The sequence below is a fragment of the Agarivorans sp. Toyoura001 genome, assembly GCF_005405585.1.
GTDB lineage: Bacteria > Pseudomonadota > Gammaproteobacteria > Enterobacterales > Celerinatantimonadaceae > Agarivorans.
The window spans coordinates 560897-580906 of record NZ_BJEQ01000001.1 but is presented as its reverse complement, the minus strand read 5'-3'; the positions used below and the strand labels follow the sequence as shown (position 1 = coordinate 580906).

Below are 20010 nucleotides of genomic sequence, written 5' to 3'. Positions count from 1 at the left end.
ATGCTGCTTGGCTGACTTAAGCTAAGCCTATGATTTAACTTTGCTATAGTTAAGTTTACGCAAACTAAAGGGATGTGTTGTGGCAGAGCTAGATCTAGTCAGTTTTTTCCATGGAATTGTTGAGGCCGATAGTGGCTATTGGTTATTGCAGCCAGAAAATGGCAAAGTCTCGGTGCGTTACCCTTGGCAAGACCAACAGTCAGAACACCTTGATTTAGAGCAGTGGTTGGAGCGTATTGATTCCCGCTGTCGAGCTGCCTTTCAGCAAGCCATGCACGCAAGTTTAGCTAATAACCAAGCGTTTTTTTGTCACTACTGCCACAGCGAAGATGAATGGTTGCGGATCCATGGTATGCCGGTTGAAATCCAACAACAGCAATATTTGTTGGCCAGTGTGCTTCCACTCACCATGCCGGTGATTAACGATGAAACTAACCTTCGCGATCCAGAAAGCGGTTTGCTGTCGGCGCCATTGTTTAGAGAGCTGTTGATTCAAGCGATGCGCTTAAGTAAGCGAAATCACGAGCCCTTTGCGATTCTAACCTTACATTACGCCAGCCATGACTCGTCCTTAGTCTGCGCAATTGTTGCCCAAGTGCTTCAGCAACAGTTACGCCGTTCAGACAGCATTGCTCAGTTTAGTGAGGGTGAGTTAATTGCTTTGTTATACGGAGCGAGTCGCACAGCGGCAGATAACGTTGCTAAAAAGCTTACGGGCGAATTACAACGACAGTTAGAGGGCGTGGCCTTAGATAGCCTTAAAATTGGTTGGGCTTATTACCCAGAGCACGGTGATAACGCAGATACCTTGTTAGCGCACCGTTTAGACGCGGTTCAGCAATTATCCCCTTAATCACATTTGCTTGGCTGTTGTTAAACAAAGAACGCTAAACAGTGTTTAGCGTTCTTTGTGATAAACCTAACTAATAAGGCTTACTTCGCGTTCTGAACAATAGTGGCGCTGTCTTTCAACATTTCTAAGTATAAGTCTTCATACTCAGTAGGGTTTAAAATGAGACCATTCGCATCGCTATACTGAGTCACCGTTCCGGTTTCAGCAATACTGCGACTGTCGATGAAGTTAGCCATAAAGTAATCTTGCTGATCTGCAGAAAGCTCGCTGTCGATTAAGGCGATTTCAATACTGTCGATTTGGCTAGTGGCTAGCTCTAGGGCACTACTTTGCATTAAGGCTTGTTGAGCTTTAGGCGCAGCGTAAATTGATTGATAAAAGGTGCGACTATTGTTGTGTGAACGCAATCTTACTTGGCTGCGTTGTAAGGCAAAGTCGCCGCTGTTAAAGCTGTTAGCATTATCGATACAATGATTAGCGTGGCTAAGTTCAACCGAGCAGTTCTCTATCAAATCTAAGTTATCAATGCTGTTTAACTCTGCAAGTTCTAGGTCTAACGCCGCGTTATCAGCGTTAATGGCCATTACGCTATTAAACTGCCAATTACTGTCGTTGGTGGTACCTGAAAACAAGCCAACCCAATGGCTTACTTGGTCGTAATTAGGGGCAATGGTGAACTGGTCTACATCTTTGTATAAGGTTTGCCACTGGTAGCTATTGTTGTTGTGAATGGCCAATACAGAGCTACCATCGTCTACTGCTAAGTTGCTAGCCACTTGCCAATACATTGGCTCTAGGTCAGCGTTACTTAGGCTAGCGGCTACGATGTCGTTACTTTCATCGGTATCGTAAACGTAGCTAGGTTCTAGAAAACCGAAGTAGGCTAAATCGGTATGTTGGCCGTTTTGGCTGGAATAAAAGGCGGTTACTAGTGTGTCTTTTACTGCTGGTAGGGGAGAGCGTACAGGGATGTGAGCTGATAGATCATGGCCGCTAACCAAATCAGCGGAGTAACTGGTTTGATAGTAGCTTACGCTACTTTCTTGCAGTACCGATAATGCTGCGGTATCACTAATATCGGTGACCGAACGGTAGTCTTCACCCGCATAACAATTGCTACCGGTTTGTGATGAGCGAACATTTAGTACTTTGTTACCTAAATACTGTTTCTGCACGCTATACATATATACATCGGGCTCTCCGCTTAAGTTACGGTCTACTTCTTCTAGAGAAACATAGCCTTCATCGGGTACCCATCCGCTATCAAAATTCACGATACCGTTGCTTGGTACATCGGCAGCTTGAATGGTGTGTTCTTCAATAATTGAACCGTCAGCATTGTGAAATAAAACGTTATAACCTGTATTCGCTATCGACGCGGTAATCACTCGGCTGTTGTCGGTCTCAGAGGTTCCGTAGATGACACAGCCCGATTTAACATCGCTTTCTTTTAGTGTTTGTAACTGAATGATCTGCCAGTTATAACGTGGAGTTGAAGGACCAGGTGATGAGCTATCGCTACCCCCACATCCGCTTAACAAAAAAGTGGCGACTAAACTGGGTAATATGGCTTTTTTCACTACTGCTTCCTCAAACTACGAGTCAAAATATTGTTGTTGTCGCTTTATTAGCAATATTCGCACCGTTTATTGCCCATTCATTGCCTTTGAATATGGGTTTCACTTTTATTTTATATTTTTGTTTGCTGTTAATTTAGTGTTTGGCTTTGCTTTGTTACGAGATTGTTAGCTAAAACTGTGCCTTAGCAAGCATTTGTGGTGTTAATTGGTTTTTCGGGTTTGATGTTTGTTTTATATTGCCCCTGTGTAGAGCAAAGGAACCTGAAATGCTGCGATGGGCTAGAAAAGGATGGTGTTTGTGTTTACTACTGTGGCCAATAGGTCTTTTTGCCGCGCCCATTGAAATAAAAGTTGGCGGTTATGACTTCCCTCCCTATGTCAGTCACAACGTTTCAACTAACCGCTACAGCGGGGTGAGTTTAGATATACTTCGCGCGCTTAATCATCTTCAAGACAAGTTTACCTTTCGATTTGTGTCGACTTCTCGGCATAACCGCCATGCAGCTTTTATCCGTAAACGTTTCGACCTCATTTTGTTTGAAAACCTAGAGTGGGGCTGGCAGAGTCTCAATGTTCAGCAAAGCCTTCCATTGGTCTTAGACAATTATTTGTTGCTCACTCATCAGCAAAACCTTAGTGAGCAAGAGCAGTTGTTTGCACCAGGACACAATTATACTGTGGTGCTGTTTGACGCTGCCTATCAAAGCCCGCATTTATCCGATGAAGGGTTTGCGGTAAAAAGCTGCTCCCATGTCATGAACTGTATTAAGTTAGTGGTAAAGCGGCGGGCTGATTTCACCATGGTAAACGAGAGTTTTTATTTGCCCCTTACTCGGCAAAAACCGAGTTTACTTCAATCACTAAAAAGCATTGCGCATTTTAGTCCGGTGCATAGCTTACATGCTCTACAACGGGCTGATTCTTCGTTAAGTGTTGAGCAGTTAAATTTCTTCTTTAAGCAGTTGAGTTTATCTGGAGAGTTGCAAGCCATATTGAGTCACTATGATTTAGCGATTGCAGAATAAGCTTTTAGGCTCTTGCTAATAGCTGTGGGCCGCGAGTGCCTTTTTCTTCCATATACTGAAAATACAAACGAATATGGGTCGCTGATTGATCTACGCTGCGTCCCATTGCTTCGCGAATAGCTTTGCGATTGGCTTGTTTAGCATCATCACTATCGCGCAATTGAGTGGCGCTTAAACCTGGTTGAACGTCGTTATTGCCAAACACTGCCGTACCGGGGTTGGTCATTTGGCGTTGCGCGGTGTATTCAGTAATGGTTTGCCGTGGTGCGCTGTTTTCTATGCGTTGGCGAGCGGCATAAGTTGATTCGAGTGATGCAGCTTGAAGGTTATTATTCACCTGCATAAGTCTTCTCTCCTTAAGTTAAAAAACACAGCCTTAAGTGTTTATCGGCCAGCATTATTTAATCTTTAACTACAGGCTAAATATCGTGCAATGTGGGCATTGTTTGGTGAGGCTAATAGCTCTGCTGGGCTAGCAAATTGACGGGTGGTTCCGGCTTCAATAAATGCCACTCGCTCGGCCACACGCTGGGCATCTTGCCATTGATGAGTGACCATTATTACCGCTAGTTGCCACTCTTCGGCCAATTGCTTAACCAGCTCTAAGCACTCTAAACGTAACATGGGATCTAAGGCGCTAAAGGGTTCGTCTAGCAACAAAATAGGCTGCTGACGGACCAAACAACGGGCCAACGCAGCACGCTGCTGTTGACCGCCAGAGACTTGGTCGGGGCGTTTATTTAGTAAGCCTGCAATACCTAAGTTGTTGGCAATTTGGCTAAGCTGCTCTCGCTGTTGCGCATTAAGTGTCAATGACGGTGAAAGCCCCAGCGCAATGTTTTGCTCAATGCTTAAGTGGTGAAACAAATTGTGCTGTTGAAACAAGCTCGTAACGGGGCGTTGCTTAATCGGTAAGTCTAATAAATCTTCACCTAACCACGACAAGCTGCCACTGCTGGCAGGAACAAAGCCTGCAATAAGCTCTAACAGGGTGCTTTTACCGCAACCACTGGCGCCTAACAATGCCACCACTTCACCGGGGTTCACCTCCAGTTGGTAATGAAACTGCTGTTGCTGGCGAACACAGCATAGTTTAGAGATGCTTAACATGGTGGCGTCCTAGGGTAAGTTCGAGCAAATAAAATATTACCGTGCAGAGCAGCAGCATAATTAAACCGGTAGCGCTGGCTAAAGCATATTGGTAGGTGCTTAGTTGTTGGTAAAGCAGCAACGGCAAGGTTACCACGTCTACACTGCCAATCAGCGCAATTACGCCCATGTCACCTAAAGACAAGACCATACATAAACTTATGGCTAGTGCTAATGGCCGACGGATAAGCGGCCAATAAATTAAATGCAATTGGCTGATTGCCGGTAAATCTAAACTTTGGTTTAGCTTAGCGTATTGTTTAATGGCATCACTTAAGGCCGGTTTTAAGCTGCGAATAAAAAACGGCAGGCTCATTAGTGCGTTAATTAGTGCCACCAAAGGTGCGGTGTAGGCATTGATGTCGGCTCGGCTGATCAGCAAGAAAAACAAGCCAGTGGTGATGACCATCGCGGGCGCTAACAACATGATAGAGGCCAATAGCTCTTGGCCTCTGCCAGCTAACATACGCCGTTGTTTGACAACATTGCTACTGTATTGCCATAAAATAGCCCCGCCCAATATCACTACCCACAAGGTGCTTTGCAAGGCAATGAGCAATGACCAGCCAATACCACTAAGCCATTTATCCCAAGGTAGTTGCTGCCAATTAAGTTGGCTAAGTGGGCTGAATATGCCAAGTAAAATGGAGCCTATAAACAGGTAGTAACCCAGTACCACCGCTTGATGAAGTCGCCGCTGAGTTTTACTGAGTTGATGTTGAACAAGAATGTTCTGTTGAATGCGCTTTGCTTCTTGTTGTTCGCGGCCCAGTAACAACCAACCAAGGCTAACTGCAATCAGCAGTTGTAACACCGCACATTGCATTGCAAATAATGGGTCGAAGTCGTAGCGTAGAGCTTGGTAAATGGCCACTTCAAGGGTGGTGCTTTTAGGCCCGCCACCCAGCGCTAATACAACGGTAAAACTGCCAAAACACAGCAAAAATACTAAGCCAAAAAGTCCGGCTAAACGTGAGCGCAACATGGGCCATTCAATTATCTGCCAACTACGCGATTGGCTAAAACCAAGTTGCTTGGCTTGGCGCCAGTAGCTGGCGGGAATATCGTTATATTGCAAGTAACAATATCGAGCAATAAGTGGCATATTTAAAAAACAGTGGGCAATTAATATCCCGGGTAAACCGTATAACTTCCACGAAAATGGACTTAATTGCTGCCAAAAACCGTTAATGCCAAAACTACCTACGCAGCCTAGCACCACCAAGATTACTGGGCTTACAAAACATAAATTGGCCAAACGCAGCTGCCAATTTATCGATTTAGGCTGTAAATAAAACCAAGCTCTAGCAATGGCCACGCCTCCTATACAAGCAAGGCTTGCCGATAATAAAGCCTGCCAAATACTAAAGCGCAATACGCGCCATAGGTAAGGGTCGTTAAACGCCGACCAGCTTAGCACTTGAGCTTGTTCAGCCAAGCCCCAAAATGCTGCCGCTACCACTAGCGCTATAAATATGCTGGCGCAGTACCCGGCTATTGAGGCAGGCTTAATCATTGAGTAGTTACTGACTTACCGCGTTACGCCACTCTTTAGTCCATTGCTGGCGCTGTTGGCTAACGGTGTGTTGCTCAATACTTAATGGCTTAGGTTGCACTAGCGTAGAAAATGCTTCTGGTAGTTCGGCATCAGGATTAACCGGTAGCATCCAGTTTGTTGTGGCTATAATTTTCTGCGCCGGTGCGCTCACTAAAAAACTGAGGAATTGCTGAGCAAGTTCTACTTGCTGGCTGGTGGCACTAATCGCGGCCACCTCTACTTGGCTCATGTGGCCTTCGCTAAATTCAGCAGCCTGGTAACGGTTTTCTTGCTCGGCCACCATATGGTAAGCCGGCGAGGTGGTGTAGCTTAGTACCAAATCAGCTTCGCCTTTTAGGAACATGCCGTAGGCTTCGCTCCAGCCTTTAGTTACGGTGACTGTTTTATCTTTTAGTTTGCTCCAAGCTTGGCTTGAATCATCACCATAAAGGGCTTTAACCCACAACATTAAACCTTGGCCGGGCGTACTGGTGCGTGGATCTTGATACAAAATGCTGCCGTTAAATTCTTCTACAAGCTGCTTCATCGAGCTTGGCGGGTTTTTGAGTTTTTCGGTGTTATAAATAAACGCGAAGTAACCATAATCAAAGGGCACAAAGTTGTTGTCTTGCCAGTCAATGGCGAGCTTTGGAAGGGTAAGCTGGTGGGCTTGAACCGCGTTAATCGCTTCAGTCTCTGGAATGAGGTTAGTATCTAAGCCCAAAATTACGTCGGCTTTGTTGCGTTTACCTTCTAATTTTAGGCGATTCAAAATGGCTACGCCGTCGTCTAAACCTACCCAATCAATGGTGCAGTCACATTGCTGCTCAAAGCTTTTAGTTAAGGCTGGGCCCGGGCCCCAATCGGATACAAAACTCTGGTAGGTGTACACCGTTAACTCGCTGTTCGCTTGGCTGTTAAAGCCCACAACACTCATCGCACAGCATGCTAGCCATAGCAAATTTTTCATCTTACACTCCTTGATAATAGATTTATGACCGTTGATGGAATCACTCGCTTTGCCTACTTCCGCACTAGAAAAAAACCTACTTAGTTACCTTGAGCGGCACCTAGGATGCATCTTAAAGGTAGACCGTTTAGCGGGAGGGCATCAGCATTCTTGGTTGCTAGAAACCAATACAGAACGTTTGGTATTACGCTTAAATCAACAACAGCCTTGTTATGGCTTGGATTATCAACGCGAAAGAGAAGTATTACAACAGCTTAACCACTTGCCTTGGGTAATTAACATGCATCCATTGAGCTTAAACGGTGAGTTTTTGCTGTATCAGTTTCAAGAGGGTGAAGTAGTAAGCCTTACACAATGGCAACAACCCACGCTTTGGCCGCAATTATTAAAGGTATTGCAGCAACTTCCTCCAGCCGGTAAGGGCTTACCGCATTTTGATATGCTCAAGTACCTACAACGTTATGTCAATGACATTAGTGCCAGCGAGGCTGCAAGCTTTAGACGCCAAGCCTTGCAGTGGATTAAGCAGCAAAATTGGCCGCAGCAACAGGCGTTTAACCACCACGACTTACATCTTGATAATCTACTGCTGAGTAGCGAGCAAAAGTTGTTAGTGTTGGATTGGGAATATGCCGCAACGTCTATGCAAGGCTGGGATGCCGCCAGTGTTGCGCAAAGGTGCCCGGTAACGGCTGAGCAGCGCGCAGATTTAATCGCAATATCGGACTTAAACAGTGGGCAATTTGAGCTACTAGTTGTTGCAGTAGCCTTATTAGATTTAGCCTGGTATTGGCAATATCAGCCACAGTGGCAGGGTTTACATTTGCGCACTCAGCAATGGCTGAATGCGCAAGGTTTAGCTAATTCAATTTAGCAGCTTAGCTTATTCTTCAGCTAAGATTTCGGCGCGCCAATTACCTTCACCGTTTTCACCTAACGTTTCTGCTAGGTAAGGCAGTACTTCCTGCATCTCTTTCATTAATGTCCACGGAGGGTTAATCACAATCATACCGCTGGCAGTCATACCAAATTCGTCACTGTCGTGTTGAATACCTAACTCGAACAGTTGAATGTTACTTATGCCGCTGCGGATCAGAGCTTTTTCAAGTTTGTCGATACGGAAGCGCTCAACAACCGGGTACCATAATGCATAAGTGCCAGACGCAAAACGCTTATGCGATTCAACTAGCGTTTTTACTACTGTTTGGTACTCGTCTTTTACTTCGTAAGAAGGGTCAATTAACACCAAACCGCGGCGTTCTTTTGGTGGCAGCAAGCCTACACAGCTTTGGTGGCCATTCTCTTGGCGAATTTTGCAGCGGCGGTCGCGTTGAAACAAACTGGCAAGCGGGGCTTGTTCGCTAGGGTGTAATTCGTGCAAGAACAAACGGTCGTCGCGGCGTAGCATCATTTTGGCTATCCACGGTGAACCAGGGTAATGCTGGCGGGTTTTCTCAGGATGAATTTGATTCACCAGCTTGAGATAGTTCTTTAATATAGGAGGTAAATCATCGGCGTCCCACAGCTTACCAATACCGTTTTCGTACTCACTTTTCTTTTTCGCTTCTGGGCTATTTAGGCTGTAAGCACCTGCTCCAGCATGGGTGTCGATATAGCAAAGCGGCTTATCTTTTTGGGTTAGGTAAGAAATGATCCGTTGTTGTACTAGGTGTTTAAGTACATCGGCGAAATTACCCGCATGGTAGGAGTGGCGATAGCTTAGCAAAGTGTTATCTCGATATTGATAGAAAAGGGCGCGCAGCAGTGGCTGGCGATATTGCGCTAGTCTAGGTAGAGACCAGCGCAGATGCAAGTTTAACCGCATAAAGCAGCGGCTTAGATGATCTGCTAACGAGATCGCAAAGCGGTTTTTGACAACGAGGCAATGTTGAGCAGAGCCTTGAGTATATTTAGCTTATTTATTGATGAGAAATGAGAGGAGGACATTAAGCTGATTTATATGTAACTTTTTTTGTGCAGACCTGATTTAACCCAAGTGTACTAAGAAGTTACTGGACAAAGGTGAGTTAGAGGTTAATGCCCAGCTTTATCTTTGAATAATTTAGTTTAGGTATTTTATAAATCTGAATCTACTTGTATTACTCCTTGCCTTTTGCTTCTAATTTTCTGGCTTTGCCCAACGCGGAAGCGATAATTCCCGCTGGAATAGATACGACGCCCAGTCCAATCATAAGTATTCCAAATGTAAAAATTCGCCCGCCAACTGTAATTGGGTAAATATCCCCGTAACCAACGGTCGTCAGTGTGATTACCGCCCACCACAAGCTATCAAAAATAGACGAAAAGCCTTCCGGCTGCATTGCATTTTCGAAATAGTAAATACCGACCGATGATAGAAAAACCAACATAATAGTGACAGAAAAGAATAGAACTAGCTCTTCTTTGGCTAACCGAAAAGCGATATGAAAACGCTTTAGGGCATTACTATATTTGGCGAGCTTTAAGACCCTGAATAGACGAAGAAGGCGGAAAACCCTAACCGATCTCAAGTCCAGACCAAGTGATAGATAAAACGGCAAGATTGCAAGTAAATCGATTACCCCAGAAAAAGAGGTGACGAAGGCTGTCTTATTTTCTGCCACCCAAAGTCGCGCCAGATACTCCAAGGTAAAAACAGCAATACAGAATACCTCAATATATCTTAGGTATGTTCTTTCACTCAGAGCTAAACTAGGCAAGGTTTCTAGTGAAAAAGTGATTATTGAAATGATAATCAGTGCTTGGATGAAAGAATCAAATAGCTTACCAAGCTTTGTTCTTCTGGTTTCAACGACTTTTTTAACCGAAGATTTAAATGTATTCATTTATATCTCTTTTGTTTGGTATCTAGTTAGCTTTATTGTACTGAAATAGCGTATAGCAGTATTAGGTGATAGCTAGCGTATAAAGTCTGAACAGAAGCACTTTTGGGGCTTTTGAGTCAGATGGATTCAGCAAATACAGGACCTTTAGATTCAGTATCAATGACCGTTTGACCTGAGCGTAAAGCTTCTTTTAACTCCGCTTGCTTTAACATAGCTTTTGTTTCGTAATAATCCTGTGCTATAGCAGTTTCAATGAAACTAGCCTCTTCATTTGAAAACTGTTCAACAGCTTGTTTTATCTCAGCAAGGTCTACGTTGAAAAATTCTTTACGGCGATTGACCATGTTTAGCCTTTTGTTATCGAATTGACGATGCAGCCCTTTCTCCAATGAGGGAGCGTCTTTAGTATGAATCATTGCATGCACATCGAAGCTGAATGGCACTGACGCATCACCTAACTCTTTAACTCTATCCATTGGTTCCAATCGGCGTGTCATACCAATTTTATATACGTCCTCTCCAAAGGAGCCTATGTTACTAATAATATACACATGTCCTTGCTTGGTTTGCTCTGCCATACTTTGCGCACGCTGGTGTTTTTGTTCCGCCGATTCTAGATCTGATTGAAGTTGAGCAATTTGTGCTTCTAGCTGAGCTTTGGCTTCCTCACTCGCAGACTCTAGTTGCTTCTGTGCGACTTTAAGAGCTTTTTGATATCTAGCTTCTTCCTTGATAGCCTCCTGTTCGGCCTTTTTAATCTCAGCTTCAATTTTAGCCTCCTCGCGCATCTGAGCCTTTATTTCAGCCTGTTCTTCTTTTTCGCGTTGCTTTTTCTCTTTGTACTCATGAGTGAGTCGAAGCTCCTTAAGCTTTTGCTTCAAGTACTCATCTGAAATAATGACTCTATTTGATTCGTTGAGATTATTAATGGCTTCAAAAGCTTTTTGGATACGAGCTTCCATCTTAACTGCATTTTTCCATGTGCAATTCGCAATGGCCGCTTCACACTCGTTATTGAATGCTCTAGCAGTAAGGCGAATACCTCGATTTGTCATTTTGCGGCCTTCAGCCTTCGAATCGCCAACTGTCCACTCAGTTGTGCAGTAGATAGCTCCTGTAATTTCCTTATCGCGAAGTAACTGCTTTTGCTCTTCCTTGCATTCACGGATCTCGCCCTTGAATGCCTCTGATGTTTCGAAGTCAAAATGAGACTCATAAAAGCCTAACTCGAGTAATTCTACATCATCATTGTAAATGCCAATTTGATGGACTAGAGAATCAAAAATAGTTTTCTTTTGTTTGTATTGAGTTTGAAGGTCAGTGATATTTTCATTTACTTGAGCATATTTAAGTTCTGCTTCTTTTTGATACTCAGATAGCTGTTTCTTTCGAAGCTCAACTTCCTTATCTATATCAATAACGCCTGAAAATTTTTGCTCGTAATCTGCAAGGGCTTGATAACTTGCGGCTGTCTCCTCTTTAGTCGATGAAAGTTGCTTCTTTATAGAGTTAAGTTTTGCAACAGCGACTACTAAAGCGATAAAAAGTACACCAGTTGCAACGATAAAAGGCAGTGATGGCAGTGTTTGGAAGAGTGTTTCAGGCATCTTAACTCCACGCGATAAATATCAGTAGGTACAGTTCGTATCTCGATGTGATCTGGTAAAGAGCTAGGTCGGAAAATAAACCTAGTCATTATTTACTATGAAGTCATTAGTATGCTCGACTCAGAGAATATCAGTCAAACAAACTAAAATGGAATTGTGAACGAACACGGTTGTAACAAGAAGTGGGGCATAAACGTCTTAAGAGTCTGCAAAAACAGTTCACCTTCTTTGGGGAGACTAAATAATCTGCTGGCTGGGTTGCGGCGCTGTTTTTAGTAACTTAGCTAAAATGGCTAAACCTTGGTCGAGTTGTTGATTCGATTCGGCTTGTCCTAGCGAGATCCTTACCGCATTAGGGCTGGCTTGATTGTCTACCACAAAGTGTTCGGCCGAAGCCACTTCAACCCCTTGCTGTTGCGCTGCTTCTACAAACTGTGCGCAACGCCAACTGGCAGGTAAACGCAGCCAGCAATGCAAGCCACCTTCTTGGTAGGTGTAATCTAAACCCGCCATGTAGTGATGCAGCAATTGGGCGCGTTGGCCTACTAATCTGCGCTGTTCAAGCAGGGCTTTATCGGCTAATCCGGCTTGAATCCATTGAATGGCTACATCAACCAGTAGTGGGCTAATGTTCCATGTGCTGCCTCTAATTGCGCTGTTTATGGCAACTTGAAGGTGCTGTGGGGCGTGTAAGTAAGCAAAGCGTAAACCCTTAAAAGCGCCTTTGGAAAAGCTGTTTAGGTAAATCACTTGCTCTGGTGCCAGTTCTACAAAAGCTTTAGGGCGTTGGTCGGGCAGTAAACCACATACATCGTCTTCAATAATAATCACTTGGTGTTGTTGGCAAATATCAATAATTTGCTGGCGGCGTTGCTGCGACATAATGGCTGTGGTGGGGTTTTGCAGCGTAGGGGTGAGGTACAAGGCTTTAGGGTGGTATTTTTCAATGTGATTAAGCAGGCTGTTGGGGCAAATGCCGTCATCATCTAAGGTTACGCCTTTTAGCTCTATTTTTAGCTGTTTAGCTAAGGTAATTAAGCCGGGGTAACACAAGGCCTCACACAGTAGCCGCTCGCCTACTAACTCCATAGCGATTAAACATAGATTTAAACCGTGTTGAGCGCCGTAGCTAAAAAAAAGTTGTTCAGGCTTAAAGTGGCTGCCTTGTTGGTTTAGCCATTGGCAAACGGCTTCTCGTTGGCTGGGTAAGTTTTGGCTGTGGTCGTTATCTAACAGTGTATCGAGCTGATCGCCGGCGAGGCTGTAGCTTTGCAGTAAGGGGGTTAAGTGTTGGGCGCGTGATTGAGTAAACGCGGTGTTTTGCCATAACTCAATATGTTGGCTATTGCCCTTTAAGCTTCCCCATTGTTGTTGATAATTGGTGGGACTTTTTACGTAACTGCCGCTACCGGTTTTTGATTCAATTAAGCCCTGATGCTCTGCCTGAGCATAGGCTCGGCTAATGGTGCCTACGGTGACCGCTAAGTGCTCGGCAAGATGCCGCTGTGGCGGAAGTTTATCGCCAGCCTGTAGGTGTTGCTGCTCAACCAGTGTTCTGATTTGTTCCACAATTTGAGCGGCTTTGTTGCCTTCGCTTTCTAACACTTGCCAAATTGTCATCATGACAATAAACCTTTTGATCTCTTCTACACAGTATATTAGCGTGAATATTGTGAGTTGTAGACGGTTTTTTGCGTTTTTGGCTATTTTGTATCGATACAATTATTTGGAGGAGTAGATATGGATATTGCGTTGTTTTCATCAATGATTTTGTTTGGGGTGGTAATGGCTGGTACTCCTGGGCCTAACAACATGCTGCTAACTTTTTCTGGTGCCAACTTTGGTTATAAGCGTTCGGTGCCTCAGATGGCGGGGATCCCAACAGGAATTGCCACCATGATACTGCTGATGGGATTAGGCTTAAGTTGGGTTTTTCAGCAATACCCTAGCGTGCATTTAGCCTTAAAAATCTTGGGCAGCGCCTATTTGCTTTATCTTGCCTTACGTATTTTGCGTCAAAGCAAACTGGCTAAACAAGAAATGGCGAAACCGCTGAGCTTTTTCGAATCCTTAGGCTTTCAGTACTTAAATCCTAAAGCGTGGATGATGACTTCTTCTGCAGTCGCCAGTTTTGCGATTCCGGGCGAGGCTTATTGGGAATCAATTTGGGCCTTAGTATTAACCTTTTTTTTAGTGAATCCGGTTACGGGCTCAATTTGGGTAAGTTTTGGTAAGTTCATCTCTCGTTGGTTAAGTGCGCCTATTGCTAGGCAGCGATTTAATATCACTATGTCTTTTCTTACAGCCGGTTGCGTAGTGCTGTTGTGGGTGTAGTGTTTTCCCTGTAACCATTTAGCTCAGCCTTAGTGTCTATTGGCGTAAATTCACTAAGGCTAAGTTTCCAACTTAAGTCCTGTCTTATTGATCTTCCTTAATAATAATTATGTAAATAGTTGATAGGGTTTTTACTTTAGCTGGCCTATGGCTAAGCAATTATTTACTACAAGGATTGTGTAATGAGAAAGATACTTGGATTGTTACTTTTTGTTGTTATGGCGTCGGCAAATGCTGGGGTGTTGCACTACGACGAAGCGTTAGATGGTCATTTTAATACGCAGCTGTTAAGCACTTTACAGCTAGGGCGAGGGGTAAATGTAGTTACGGGGACATTTGCTACTTCAGCGATAACTAAGTTGGATGCTGAATACGATGCTTACTTGGAGTCGATTGGCTATGGGCGTTTACGTCCCGAGGGCTTTGATTATTCCTCATTGGCTTATGACGATGGCGATATCTTCGATGTACTATTCGAGCTTGAAAGTAATTACAAAATCAGCAGCATAAACTTTAGTATTTTGGGCCAAGAAGCTTTAGTGCAAGGAGGCCATAGTTACCTAGTTACTCAATACTCTTTCGCTGATTTTAACAGTGAAATATATGGATCTAGGGATCGTACGCACTCAGGTCTAGATTTAGGCGTATCTAACCAAGGTTTGTTTCGCTTTCAAGCCACTGGCAGGTCGGCTGATATTTTTCCCGGCTGGGCTGAGTACGTTGGCCAAGAACGAGTGAGTTACCAGTTATCATTAAACGTAGTTAAGGTTACAGAACCGGTGAGTGCTGCACTGTTTGGTTTATGTATGTTGGGGATTGCGTCAAAGCGTAAAAAATTCACAGTGACTTCTTCAATAAAAGCCTAGGGTTTGATGAAGGGTTTTGGTGAAGGTTTAATGTGATTAGAGGCAGATTGATTAACTTAAGTACATTGAGCCGAATTGCCACTGGGAATACGGCCGAGGTATTTGCCTTTGAAGATAGCAAGGTGCTGAAAGTGTATTTTCCGGGGTATCCGGAAGATGAAGCCGAGAATGAGGCGGCGAAAGCACTGTTTGCTTATCAGCAAGGCCTGCCTACGCCAAAGGTGATTGATGTACTGGAGGTGGAATCTCGCCAAGCGCTAATACTTGAAAGGTGTTTAGGGCCAAGCTTAGATAGCTACTTGCTCAAGCACCCTAATGACATTGTGCCTATGGGTGAGCTATTTGCTGGTTTGCATGCAGATGTTCATCGCTGTCAGGCTCAGCCTTTGGACACCACATCACAGCGTTTGGCTTTAAAGATTCAGCGGTCTAATATCGCAGAGCCACTCAAGCTAAAGGCGATTAACCAGCTTAATCTGCAAGCCTTAGATAGCCGCTTATGTCATGGCGATTTTCATCCTGCAAATGTATTGCTGTCGAGCAATGGCCCGGTGATTATTGATTGGGTAGACGCAACTCAGGGGCTGCCAATTAGCGACGTAGCGCGAACTGTGCTGTTGATTTCCACTAGCCAAATAGCCGGCAGCCACGCTGAGCAGCAAGCCTACCAATTGAAGAAACAACAATTTTTAGCGGCTTACCAGCAGCATTATCATCAATTGTGTTCCACCAATAACCATCAACTCAGCACTTGGACGCCAATAGTGGCTGCAGGAAGGCTGTCTGAAAAGCTACCTGTTGCCAGTGCAGCGCAAACTTTAGAGATCGCCCAACAACTTGTTTAGGGTTCATTGTGGCGAGTTAGCCGATGAAAAACAGCTTTTCACTACTTTTTCTAACCACAAATATTTAGCGCTACGATGCTGGTTGTTACTGAAGTTCAGTGAAATATCTAGGTTTAAGCGCTGCTCAGGATCTTCAAAGTGAATAAAGGCATAGTCATCTTTAGCTAGGCCTTCCATAGTGGTGTGTGGCGCTACACATACTGCATTAGTTTGTGAGGTATATTTCAAAATATTACTTAATTGCTGGCTTCGGAATTTGGGCTGCAGTTTTACACCCTCAGTAAACAACTGCTGGATTTGCATAAACTGGTTGTTGTATCCGGGTAAAATCATCCCTGCTAATGGATAATCAAGTAACTGGTTGAGCTTAATGGTGCTACCTGCTAGTTGGTGGCTGGCATTACATATTCCACCAACAATGGCTTTGGCAACCGGGATCTGGCGCAGCTCTTTTGAGACTTCAATGGGGTAAAAGCTAATTCCCGCATCTAACTCTTGGTTGATCAGTTGGCTCTCTGTTGTCGGGCTGTAGCTATATAACTCAAATTCAATGTTAGGCGCATCTTGCATGATCGCCAGAGCAATTTTAAGCCCATGGCTTTCAGACAAATAGCTATTTATCGCTAAACGAAAGCGGCCGGTGAGTGTCGAAGGGTTAAACTCATCGCCTTGTAAAGTAGCCTCTAACAAACCCAATACCTTAGGGAGCTGCTGTTCTAGCTCAACCGCTTTATCGGTGAGTTTTAAGCCTCGCGCTTGGCGCACAAATAAGGGGTCGTCAAAACTACCGCGTATTTTTGCTAGTGCTCGGCTAACGGCTGCTTGGCTTACACCTAAGCGTTCAGCGGCTTTACGGGTGTTTTTTTCTTGTAGTAATACCAACAAGGTCTTCAAAAGGTTTAAATCGAAGTCGGCGAGATTCATGGCTTTCCTTAACGAAGAGTGTGCGCCTCAATACCTAAATGTACCGCATTTTGTTAGCGTGTTGTTAACTTGTCCTCTGAGCACATTTATTAAGAGGCAAATCTGCTAGTGTAAAGCTTGGCTAACAGGGGCAAGGAAACCACATGTTAGCAAGTTGTTGATTTGTATGAGTCAAATCAAGAGAATCTACTTTTTTGTCAATTAGAACATGGACGTATTAATGCGAAATCTAGTTACTATCGCTTTATTTCTGTCGCTGTTTGCTTGTGGTGGAGGTGGGGGAGATGAGTCAAACCCAAGCCAGCCGCAAAATCCCAGTGTTGAAGTAGAGCTAAGCCAAACCGCACGTAAAGGCCAACCAGTTACTTTGCGCGCTAAAGCTTCTGGCGTAGGTACCATTAACAAAATTGAATGGCGCCAAGTTGCTGGGCCTATCATTAGTTTTGAGCAAACCGACAGCTTAGAGTTGCCTATTACACCTGCCAGCAACGCCGAGTTAGCGGCCGATAGTTACACTTTTGAAGTTGCTATTACTAACGACCAGCAACAGGTGACTCGCCAGCAATTAAGCTTTGAAGTTAAACGGGCGATGAGCTCGGCACAAGCGGCGCGTTTGCTGCATCAAGCCACGCTTGGGCCAAAAGGTAGCGAAATAACTCACGCTACAGGAGTCAGTGAGGAAGAATGGTTAAGCGAGCAAATGCAGCTGCCAATCACCGAGCATTTACCCTTAGTACAAAACTATCCCGATAGAGACGAACCAAACCAAATCAATCGCATTGACGCATGGTGGAAAGCATCGCTGAATGCTCCGGACCAACTGCGCCAGAGAGTGGCATTTGCCTTGAGCGAGATTTTAGTGGTGTCTGACAGCAACAATGCCTTGCGCGGCGAGCCTGAGGGCATGGCGCAGTACCAAGACATATTGTTAAAACATGCTTTTGGTAATTACCGAGAACTACTGGAAGAAGTAACGCTATCGCCAGTAATGGGGACGTATTTAAGCCATTTGGGGAATGAGAAAGCCGATGAAGCTTTAAACATTCGCCCAGATGAAAACTATGCCCGTGAAGTGATGCAGTTGTTCACCATTGGTTTAGCTGAGTTGAACCAAGATGGTAGCCCTAAACTTGACGGTGAAGGCAACACCATTGCCACTTACGGCCAAGATCAAATTGAAGGTTTTGCCAGAGTTTTTACCGGCTGGACCTTTGGCGCGAGTGCTCGCTGGAAGCGACCTAGCCGTAACTTCACCATTCCCATGGAAGCCTATTCTGATTACCACTCAGAAAAAGAAAAGGTATTGTTAAATGGCGAAGTATTAGCTGGTGGTCAATCCGCTGAGGATGATCTTAGCGCGGCATTAGACAATTTGTTTAACCACGCTAATGTTGGTCCATTTATAGGAAAGCAATTAATCCAACGTTTGGTCACTTCTAACCCAACGCCACAATACGTAGAGCGTATTGCCAATGTTTTTGACGACAACGGCAGTGGTGTACGAGGCGATTTAGGAGCCGTTGTTAGCGCGATATTATTGGATGAAGAAGCAAGGCAAACCTCTGGAGTATTAAACTATTACGGCAAAGTGCGTGAGCCTTTGTTGCGGACTGTACAGTTTTGGCGTGAGCTGGATGCTAACAGCCCTGCCAATTTGTACTTTACTTGGTCGTTAAACGACAGTCATGGTCAAACACCTCTTGGTTCTCCTTCGGTATTTAACTTCTTTAGACCTGATTATCAGCCTGCTGATTTGTTGGAATTAGGAATAGTGGCACCAGAGTTACAAATTGCTAACGATGCCGCGTTAATTGGCCAGTTTAATAACCAATACAGCAACTTCTTATGGAATATTAAAGAGGTGATTACTGAGCCAAGTGATAAACGCATTTTGCTTAGTATGCAAAACCATGCAGATATACTGGAACTACAAGGTTTAGAAGCCTTACTCGACTATTACGATACCCTGTTTTATAGCGGTGCCATGAGTACGGCACAGCGACAAACCTTGCGTGAAGTACAAGATATTTATGCTGATTGGGGTTTATACCACCAAGTGGCGCTTTTGTTATTTACCGTGTCGGTTTCACCCGACTACGTCATTCAGCTATAGGAGCCTGAGATGAATTATAAAAACAGGCGAGAGTTTCTGTCGCTGTGCCTAAAAGGCGGCGTATCAATGGCAGCGCTTACCAGCATGCAGCTAAAAGCAATGACTAGCTTGGCAACGCCAGCCGCTAGCGCTGGCGACTTTAAAGCGTTGGTGTGTATTTTTCTCAAAGGAGGCAATGACTCCTTTAATATGCTGATCCCTCAAAGTGGTGACCCGCTCGATGCCTATTTAAATAGTCGCCAAAACTTAGCGGTAAGTGACGCTATTGCGATTAACCCGACTACTGCGGTAGACGGTGGAATAGGCCTTAACCCTGCTCTCTCGCCAATAGCGCCGCTATTTAACGCGCAAAACTTGGCGGTGGTTTCTGGGGTGGGTAGCTTAGTGGCCCCGATCACTTTGGAGCAATACAAAGCAAAAAGTGCGGCTATTCCTAATAACTTGTTCTCGCATAATGACCAGCAATCAACGTGGATGCAGGGGCGCGAGAAAGAGAGTATTAACTACGGTTGGGGCGGACGTATTTTAGAGCTGCTTAATCAAAATAATAACTTTGGTTCTAACATCTCGTTGTCGGGTAATAACCTTTGGCAAACTGGCCCTAACGCGATTCCTTTTGCTATGAATAAATCAGGTATTACTCGGGTTCATGCCTACAATAATAGCGAATCGCCGCGCACCCAAGCTTTGCGTCAGCAGCTTGAGCAAATGTTTAACCAAGCAAGCCATCCTTTAGCCAAAAGCTACAGTGACAAATTGGATACCTCAATTGGCAATACTGAGCAGCTCAATACTGCGTTAGAAAGTGCCTCAGAATTTACAGATGTATTCAGCGACAGCAACCTCTCTAAGCAACTATTAGCGGTAGCGAAAACCTTGTCGGTGCAATCGCAGTTTGGCGTAGGCCGACAAGTATTCTTTGTTGGCATGGGCGGCTTTGATACTCACGACGACCAAAATGTGAATCACCCGAACTTATTAATGCAGCTTTCACAAGCCATGGCTGAGTTTGATGGCGCTATGAGCACCTTAGGTTTATCAAACCAAGTGACAACCTTTACCATGTCGGACTTTGGCCGAACCTTGAGTTCAAATGGTGATGGTACTGACCACGGCTGGGCAGGTAACCAATTGGTGATGGGCGGTGCAGTCAACGGCGGCGAAATCTACGGTTCGGTTATCGAGCAGGCTTTAGACAGTGCTTACGATGTAGGTGGTGGCAGAATGATCCCACAAGTGGCCAATGAGCAATATTTTGCCAGTTTGGCTCGCTGGTTTGGTTTGAGTGATAGTGAAGTATTGGACTTGTTCCCAAGCCTAAGTAACTTTAATCAAACTCATCTCTCGATGTTTAGCTAATACCTTACATAAGTAATAAAAAA

18 protein-coding genes are annotated in these 20010 nt (G+C 44.5%); 8 read left to right on the top strand and 10 right to left on the bottom strand.

The genetic code is table 11. The features are described 5' to 3' along the window. Positions 1–79 precede the first annotated feature (79 nt). Positions 80–853, top strand: a complete 774-nt coding sequence (locus FFR00_RS02685) for a diguanylate cyclase domain-containing protein (protein ID WP_137671811.1) — start codon at positions 80–82, stop codon at positions 851–853. A gap of 80 nt (positions 854–933) precedes the next feature. Here the strand turns inward: FFR00_RS02685 and FFR00_RS02680 are convergent, their stop codons facing one another. After that, on the bottom strand, positions 934–2433 hold the full coding sequence (locus FFR00_RS02680; RefSeq protein ID WP_137671810.1) for a hypothetical protein: 1500 nt from the start codon (positions 2431–2433) through the stop codon (positions 934–936). Between the two features lie 266 nt (positions 2434–2699). Between FFR00_RS02680 and FFR00_RS02675 the strand changes: the two genes are divergently transcribed. Beyond that, on the top strand, positions 2700–3458 hold the full coding sequence (locus FFR00_RS02675) for a transporter substrate-binding domain-containing protein (RefSeq protein ID WP_137671809.1): 759 nt from the start codon (positions 2700–2702) through the stop codon (positions 3456–3458). A 4-nt stretch (positions 3459–3462) separates the two neighbouring features. Here FFR00_RS02675 and FFR00_RS02670 read toward each other — a convergent pair whose 3' ends face one another. The 4 genes from FFR00_RS02670 to thiB all read right to left on the bottom strand — a co-directional run bounded on the left by FFR00_RS02670 (position 3463) and on the right by thiB (position 7114). Continuing rightward, complete coding sequence (locus tag FFR00_RS02670; protein WP_137671808.1) at positions 3463–3801, bottom strand: hypothetical protein; 339 nt, start codon at positions 3799–3801, stop codon at positions 3463–3465. Positions 3802–3866: 65 nt separating this feature from the next. After that, a complete protein-coding gene (gene thiQ / locus FFR00_RS02665; protein WP_137671807.1) occupies positions 3867–4568 on the bottom strand; it encodes a thiamine ABC transporter ATP-binding protein in 702 nt (233 codons plus the stop codon). Then, positions 4552–6123: an ABC transporter permease subunit gene (locus tag FFR00_RS02660; RefSeq protein ID WP_137671806.1), complete on the bottom strand. Its 1572-nt coding sequence runs from the start codon at positions 6121–6123 to the stop codon at positions 4552–4554. The genes thiQ and FFR00_RS02660 overlap by 17 nt, the downstream gene beginning before the upstream one ends. 7 nt (positions 6124–6130) lie before the next feature. Further along, complete coding sequence (thiB, locus tag FFR00_RS02655; protein WP_137671805.1) at positions 6131–7114, bottom strand: thiamine ABC transporter substrate binding subunit; 984 nt, start codon at positions 7112–7114, stop codon at positions 6131–6133. Between the two features lie 34 nt (positions 7115–7148). Between thiB and FFR00_RS02650 the strand changes: the two genes are divergently transcribed. Further along, a complete protein-coding gene (locus FFR00_RS02650; RefSeq protein ID WP_137671804.1) occupies positions 7149–7988 on the top strand; it encodes a phosphotransferase in 840 nt (279 codons plus the stop codon). Positions 7989–7997: 9 nt separating this feature from the next. Here the strand turns inward: FFR00_RS02650 and FFR00_RS02645 are convergent, their stop codons facing one another. The 4 genes from FFR00_RS02645 to FFR00_RS02630 form a co-directional block, all read right to left on the bottom strand. Further along, on the bottom strand, positions 7998–8840 hold the full coding sequence (locus tag FFR00_RS02645; protein ID WP_137671948.1) for a 23S rRNA (adenine(2030)-N(6))-methyltransferase RlmJ: 843 nt from the start codon (positions 8838–8840) through the stop codon (positions 7998–8000). Between the two features lie 373 nt (positions 8841–9213). Next, positions 9214–9939 (bottom strand): ion transporter, encoded by a 726-nt coding sequence (locus FFR00_RS02640; protein WP_137671803.1) that lies wholly within the window; start codon positions 9937–9939, stop codon positions 9214–9216. A 116-nt stretch (positions 9940–10055) separates the two neighbouring features. Beyond that, entirely contained in the window at positions 10056–11546 is a 1491-nt protein-coding gene (locus FFR00_RS02635) for a DUF4041 domain-containing protein (RefSeq protein ID WP_137671802.1), read from the bottom strand. A 237-nt stretch (positions 11547–11783) separates the two neighbouring features. Continuing rightward, complete coding sequence (locus FFR00_RS02630; protein WP_137671801.1) at positions 11784–13169, bottom strand: PLP-dependent aminotransferase family protein; 1386 nt, start codon at positions 13167–13169, stop codon at positions 11784–11786. Between the two features lie 117 nt (positions 13170–13286). On the opposite strand from FFR00_RS02630, the gene FFR00_RS02625 reads away from it, so the two are divergent. The 3 genes from FFR00_RS02625 (at position 13287) to FFR00_RS02615 (ending at position 15591) form a co-directional block, all read left to right on the top strand. After that, on the top strand, positions 13287–13880 hold the full coding sequence (locus FFR00_RS02625; protein WP_137671800.1) for a LysE family translocator: 594 nt from the start codon (positions 13287–13289) through the stop codon (positions 13878–13880). 182 nt (positions 13881–14062) lie between these two features. Then, a complete protein-coding gene (locus FFR00_RS02620; RefSeq protein WP_137671799.1) occupies positions 14063–14746 on the top strand; it encodes a hypothetical protein in 684 nt (227 codons plus the stop codon). A gap of 32 nt (positions 14747–14778) precedes the next feature. After that, entirely contained in the window at positions 14779–15591 is an 813-nt protein-coding gene (locus FFR00_RS02615) for a phosphotransferase (protein ID WP_137671798.1), read from the top strand. Between the two features lie 3 nt (positions 15592–15594). On the opposite strand, the gene FFR00_RS02610 is transcribed toward FFR00_RS02615, so the two are convergent. Then, positions 15595–16515: a LysR family transcriptional regulator gene (locus tag FFR00_RS02610; RefSeq protein WP_137671797.1), complete on the bottom strand. Its 921-nt coding sequence runs from the start codon at positions 16513–16515 to the stop codon at positions 15595–15597. 220 nt (positions 16516–16735) lie between these two features. Between FFR00_RS02610 and FFR00_RS02605 the strand changes: the two genes are divergently transcribed. Next, positions 16736–18628: a DUF1800 family protein gene (locus FFR00_RS02605; protein ID WP_137671796.1), complete on the top strand. Its 1893-nt coding sequence runs from the start codon at positions 16736–16738 to the stop codon at positions 18626–18628. A gap of 9 nt (positions 18629–18637) precedes the next feature. Next, positions 18638–19987 (top strand): DUF1501 domain-containing protein, encoded by a 1350-nt coding sequence (locus FFR00_RS02600; RefSeq protein ID WP_137671795.1) that lies wholly within the window; start codon positions 18638–18640, stop codon positions 19985–19987. Positions 19988–20010 lie beyond the last annotated feature (23 nt).

What these genes read in the sequence shown, in the direction of transcription:
- FFR00_RS02610 (WP_137671797.1), bottom strand. Translation starts at nt 16,515, where the DNA reads ATGAATCTCGCCGACTTCGATTTAAACCTTTTGAAGACCTTGTTGGTA.
- thiQ (WP_137671807.1), bottom strand. Translation starts at nt 4,568, where the DNA reads ATGTTAAGCATCTCTAAACTATGCTGTGTTCGCCAGCAACAGCAGTTT.
- FFR00_RS02620 (WP_137671799.1), top strand. Translation starts at nt 14,063, where the DNA reads ATGAGAAAGATACTTGGATTGTTACTTTTTGTTGTTATGGCGTCGGCA.
- FFR00_RS02600 (WP_137671795.1), top strand. Translation starts at nt 18,638, where the DNA reads ATGAATTATAAAAACAGGCGAGAGTTTCTGTCGCTGTGCCTAAAAGGC.
- thiB (WP_137671805.1), bottom strand. Translation starts at nt 7,114, where the DNA reads ATGAAAAATTTGCTATGGCTAGCATGCTGTGCGATGAGTGTTGTGGGC.
- FFR00_RS02605 (WP_137671796.1), top strand. Translation starts at nt 16,736, where the DNA reads ATGCGAAATCTAGTTACTATCGCTTTATTTCTGTCGCTGTTTGCTTGT.
- FFR00_RS02625 (WP_137671800.1), top strand. Translation starts at nt 13,287, where the DNA reads ATGGATATTGCGTTGTTTTCATCAATGATTTTGTTTGGGGTGGTAATG.
- FFR00_RS02635 (WP_137671802.1), bottom strand. Translation starts at nt 11,546, where the DNA reads ATGCCTGAAACACTCTTCCAAACACTGCCATCACTGCCTTTTATCGTT.
- FFR00_RS02675 (WP_137671809.1), top strand. Translation starts at nt 2,700, where the DNA reads ATGCTGCGATGGGCTAGAAAAGGATGGTGTTTGTGTTTACTACTGTGG.
- FFR00_RS02630 (WP_137671801.1), bottom strand. Translation starts at nt 13,169, where the DNA reads ATGATGACAATTTGGCAAGTGTTAGAAAGCGAAGGCAACAAAGCCGCT.
- FFR00_RS02670 (WP_137671808.1), bottom strand. Translation starts at nt 3,801, where the DNA reads ATGCAGGTGAATAATAACCTTCAAGCTGCATCACTCGAATCAACTTAT.
- FFR00_RS02640 (WP_137671803.1), bottom strand. Translation starts at nt 9,939, where the DNA reads ATGAATACATTTAAATCTTCGGTTAAAAAAGTCGTTGAAACCAGAAGA.
- FFR00_RS02660 (WP_137671806.1), bottom strand. Translation starts at nt 6,123, where the DNA reads ATGATTAAGCCTGCCTCAATAGCCGGGTACTGCGCCAGCATATTTATA.
- FFR00_RS02650 (WP_137671804.1), top strand. Translation starts at nt 7,149, where the DNA reads ATGGAATCACTCGCTTTGCCTACTTCCGCACTAGAAAAAAACCTACTT.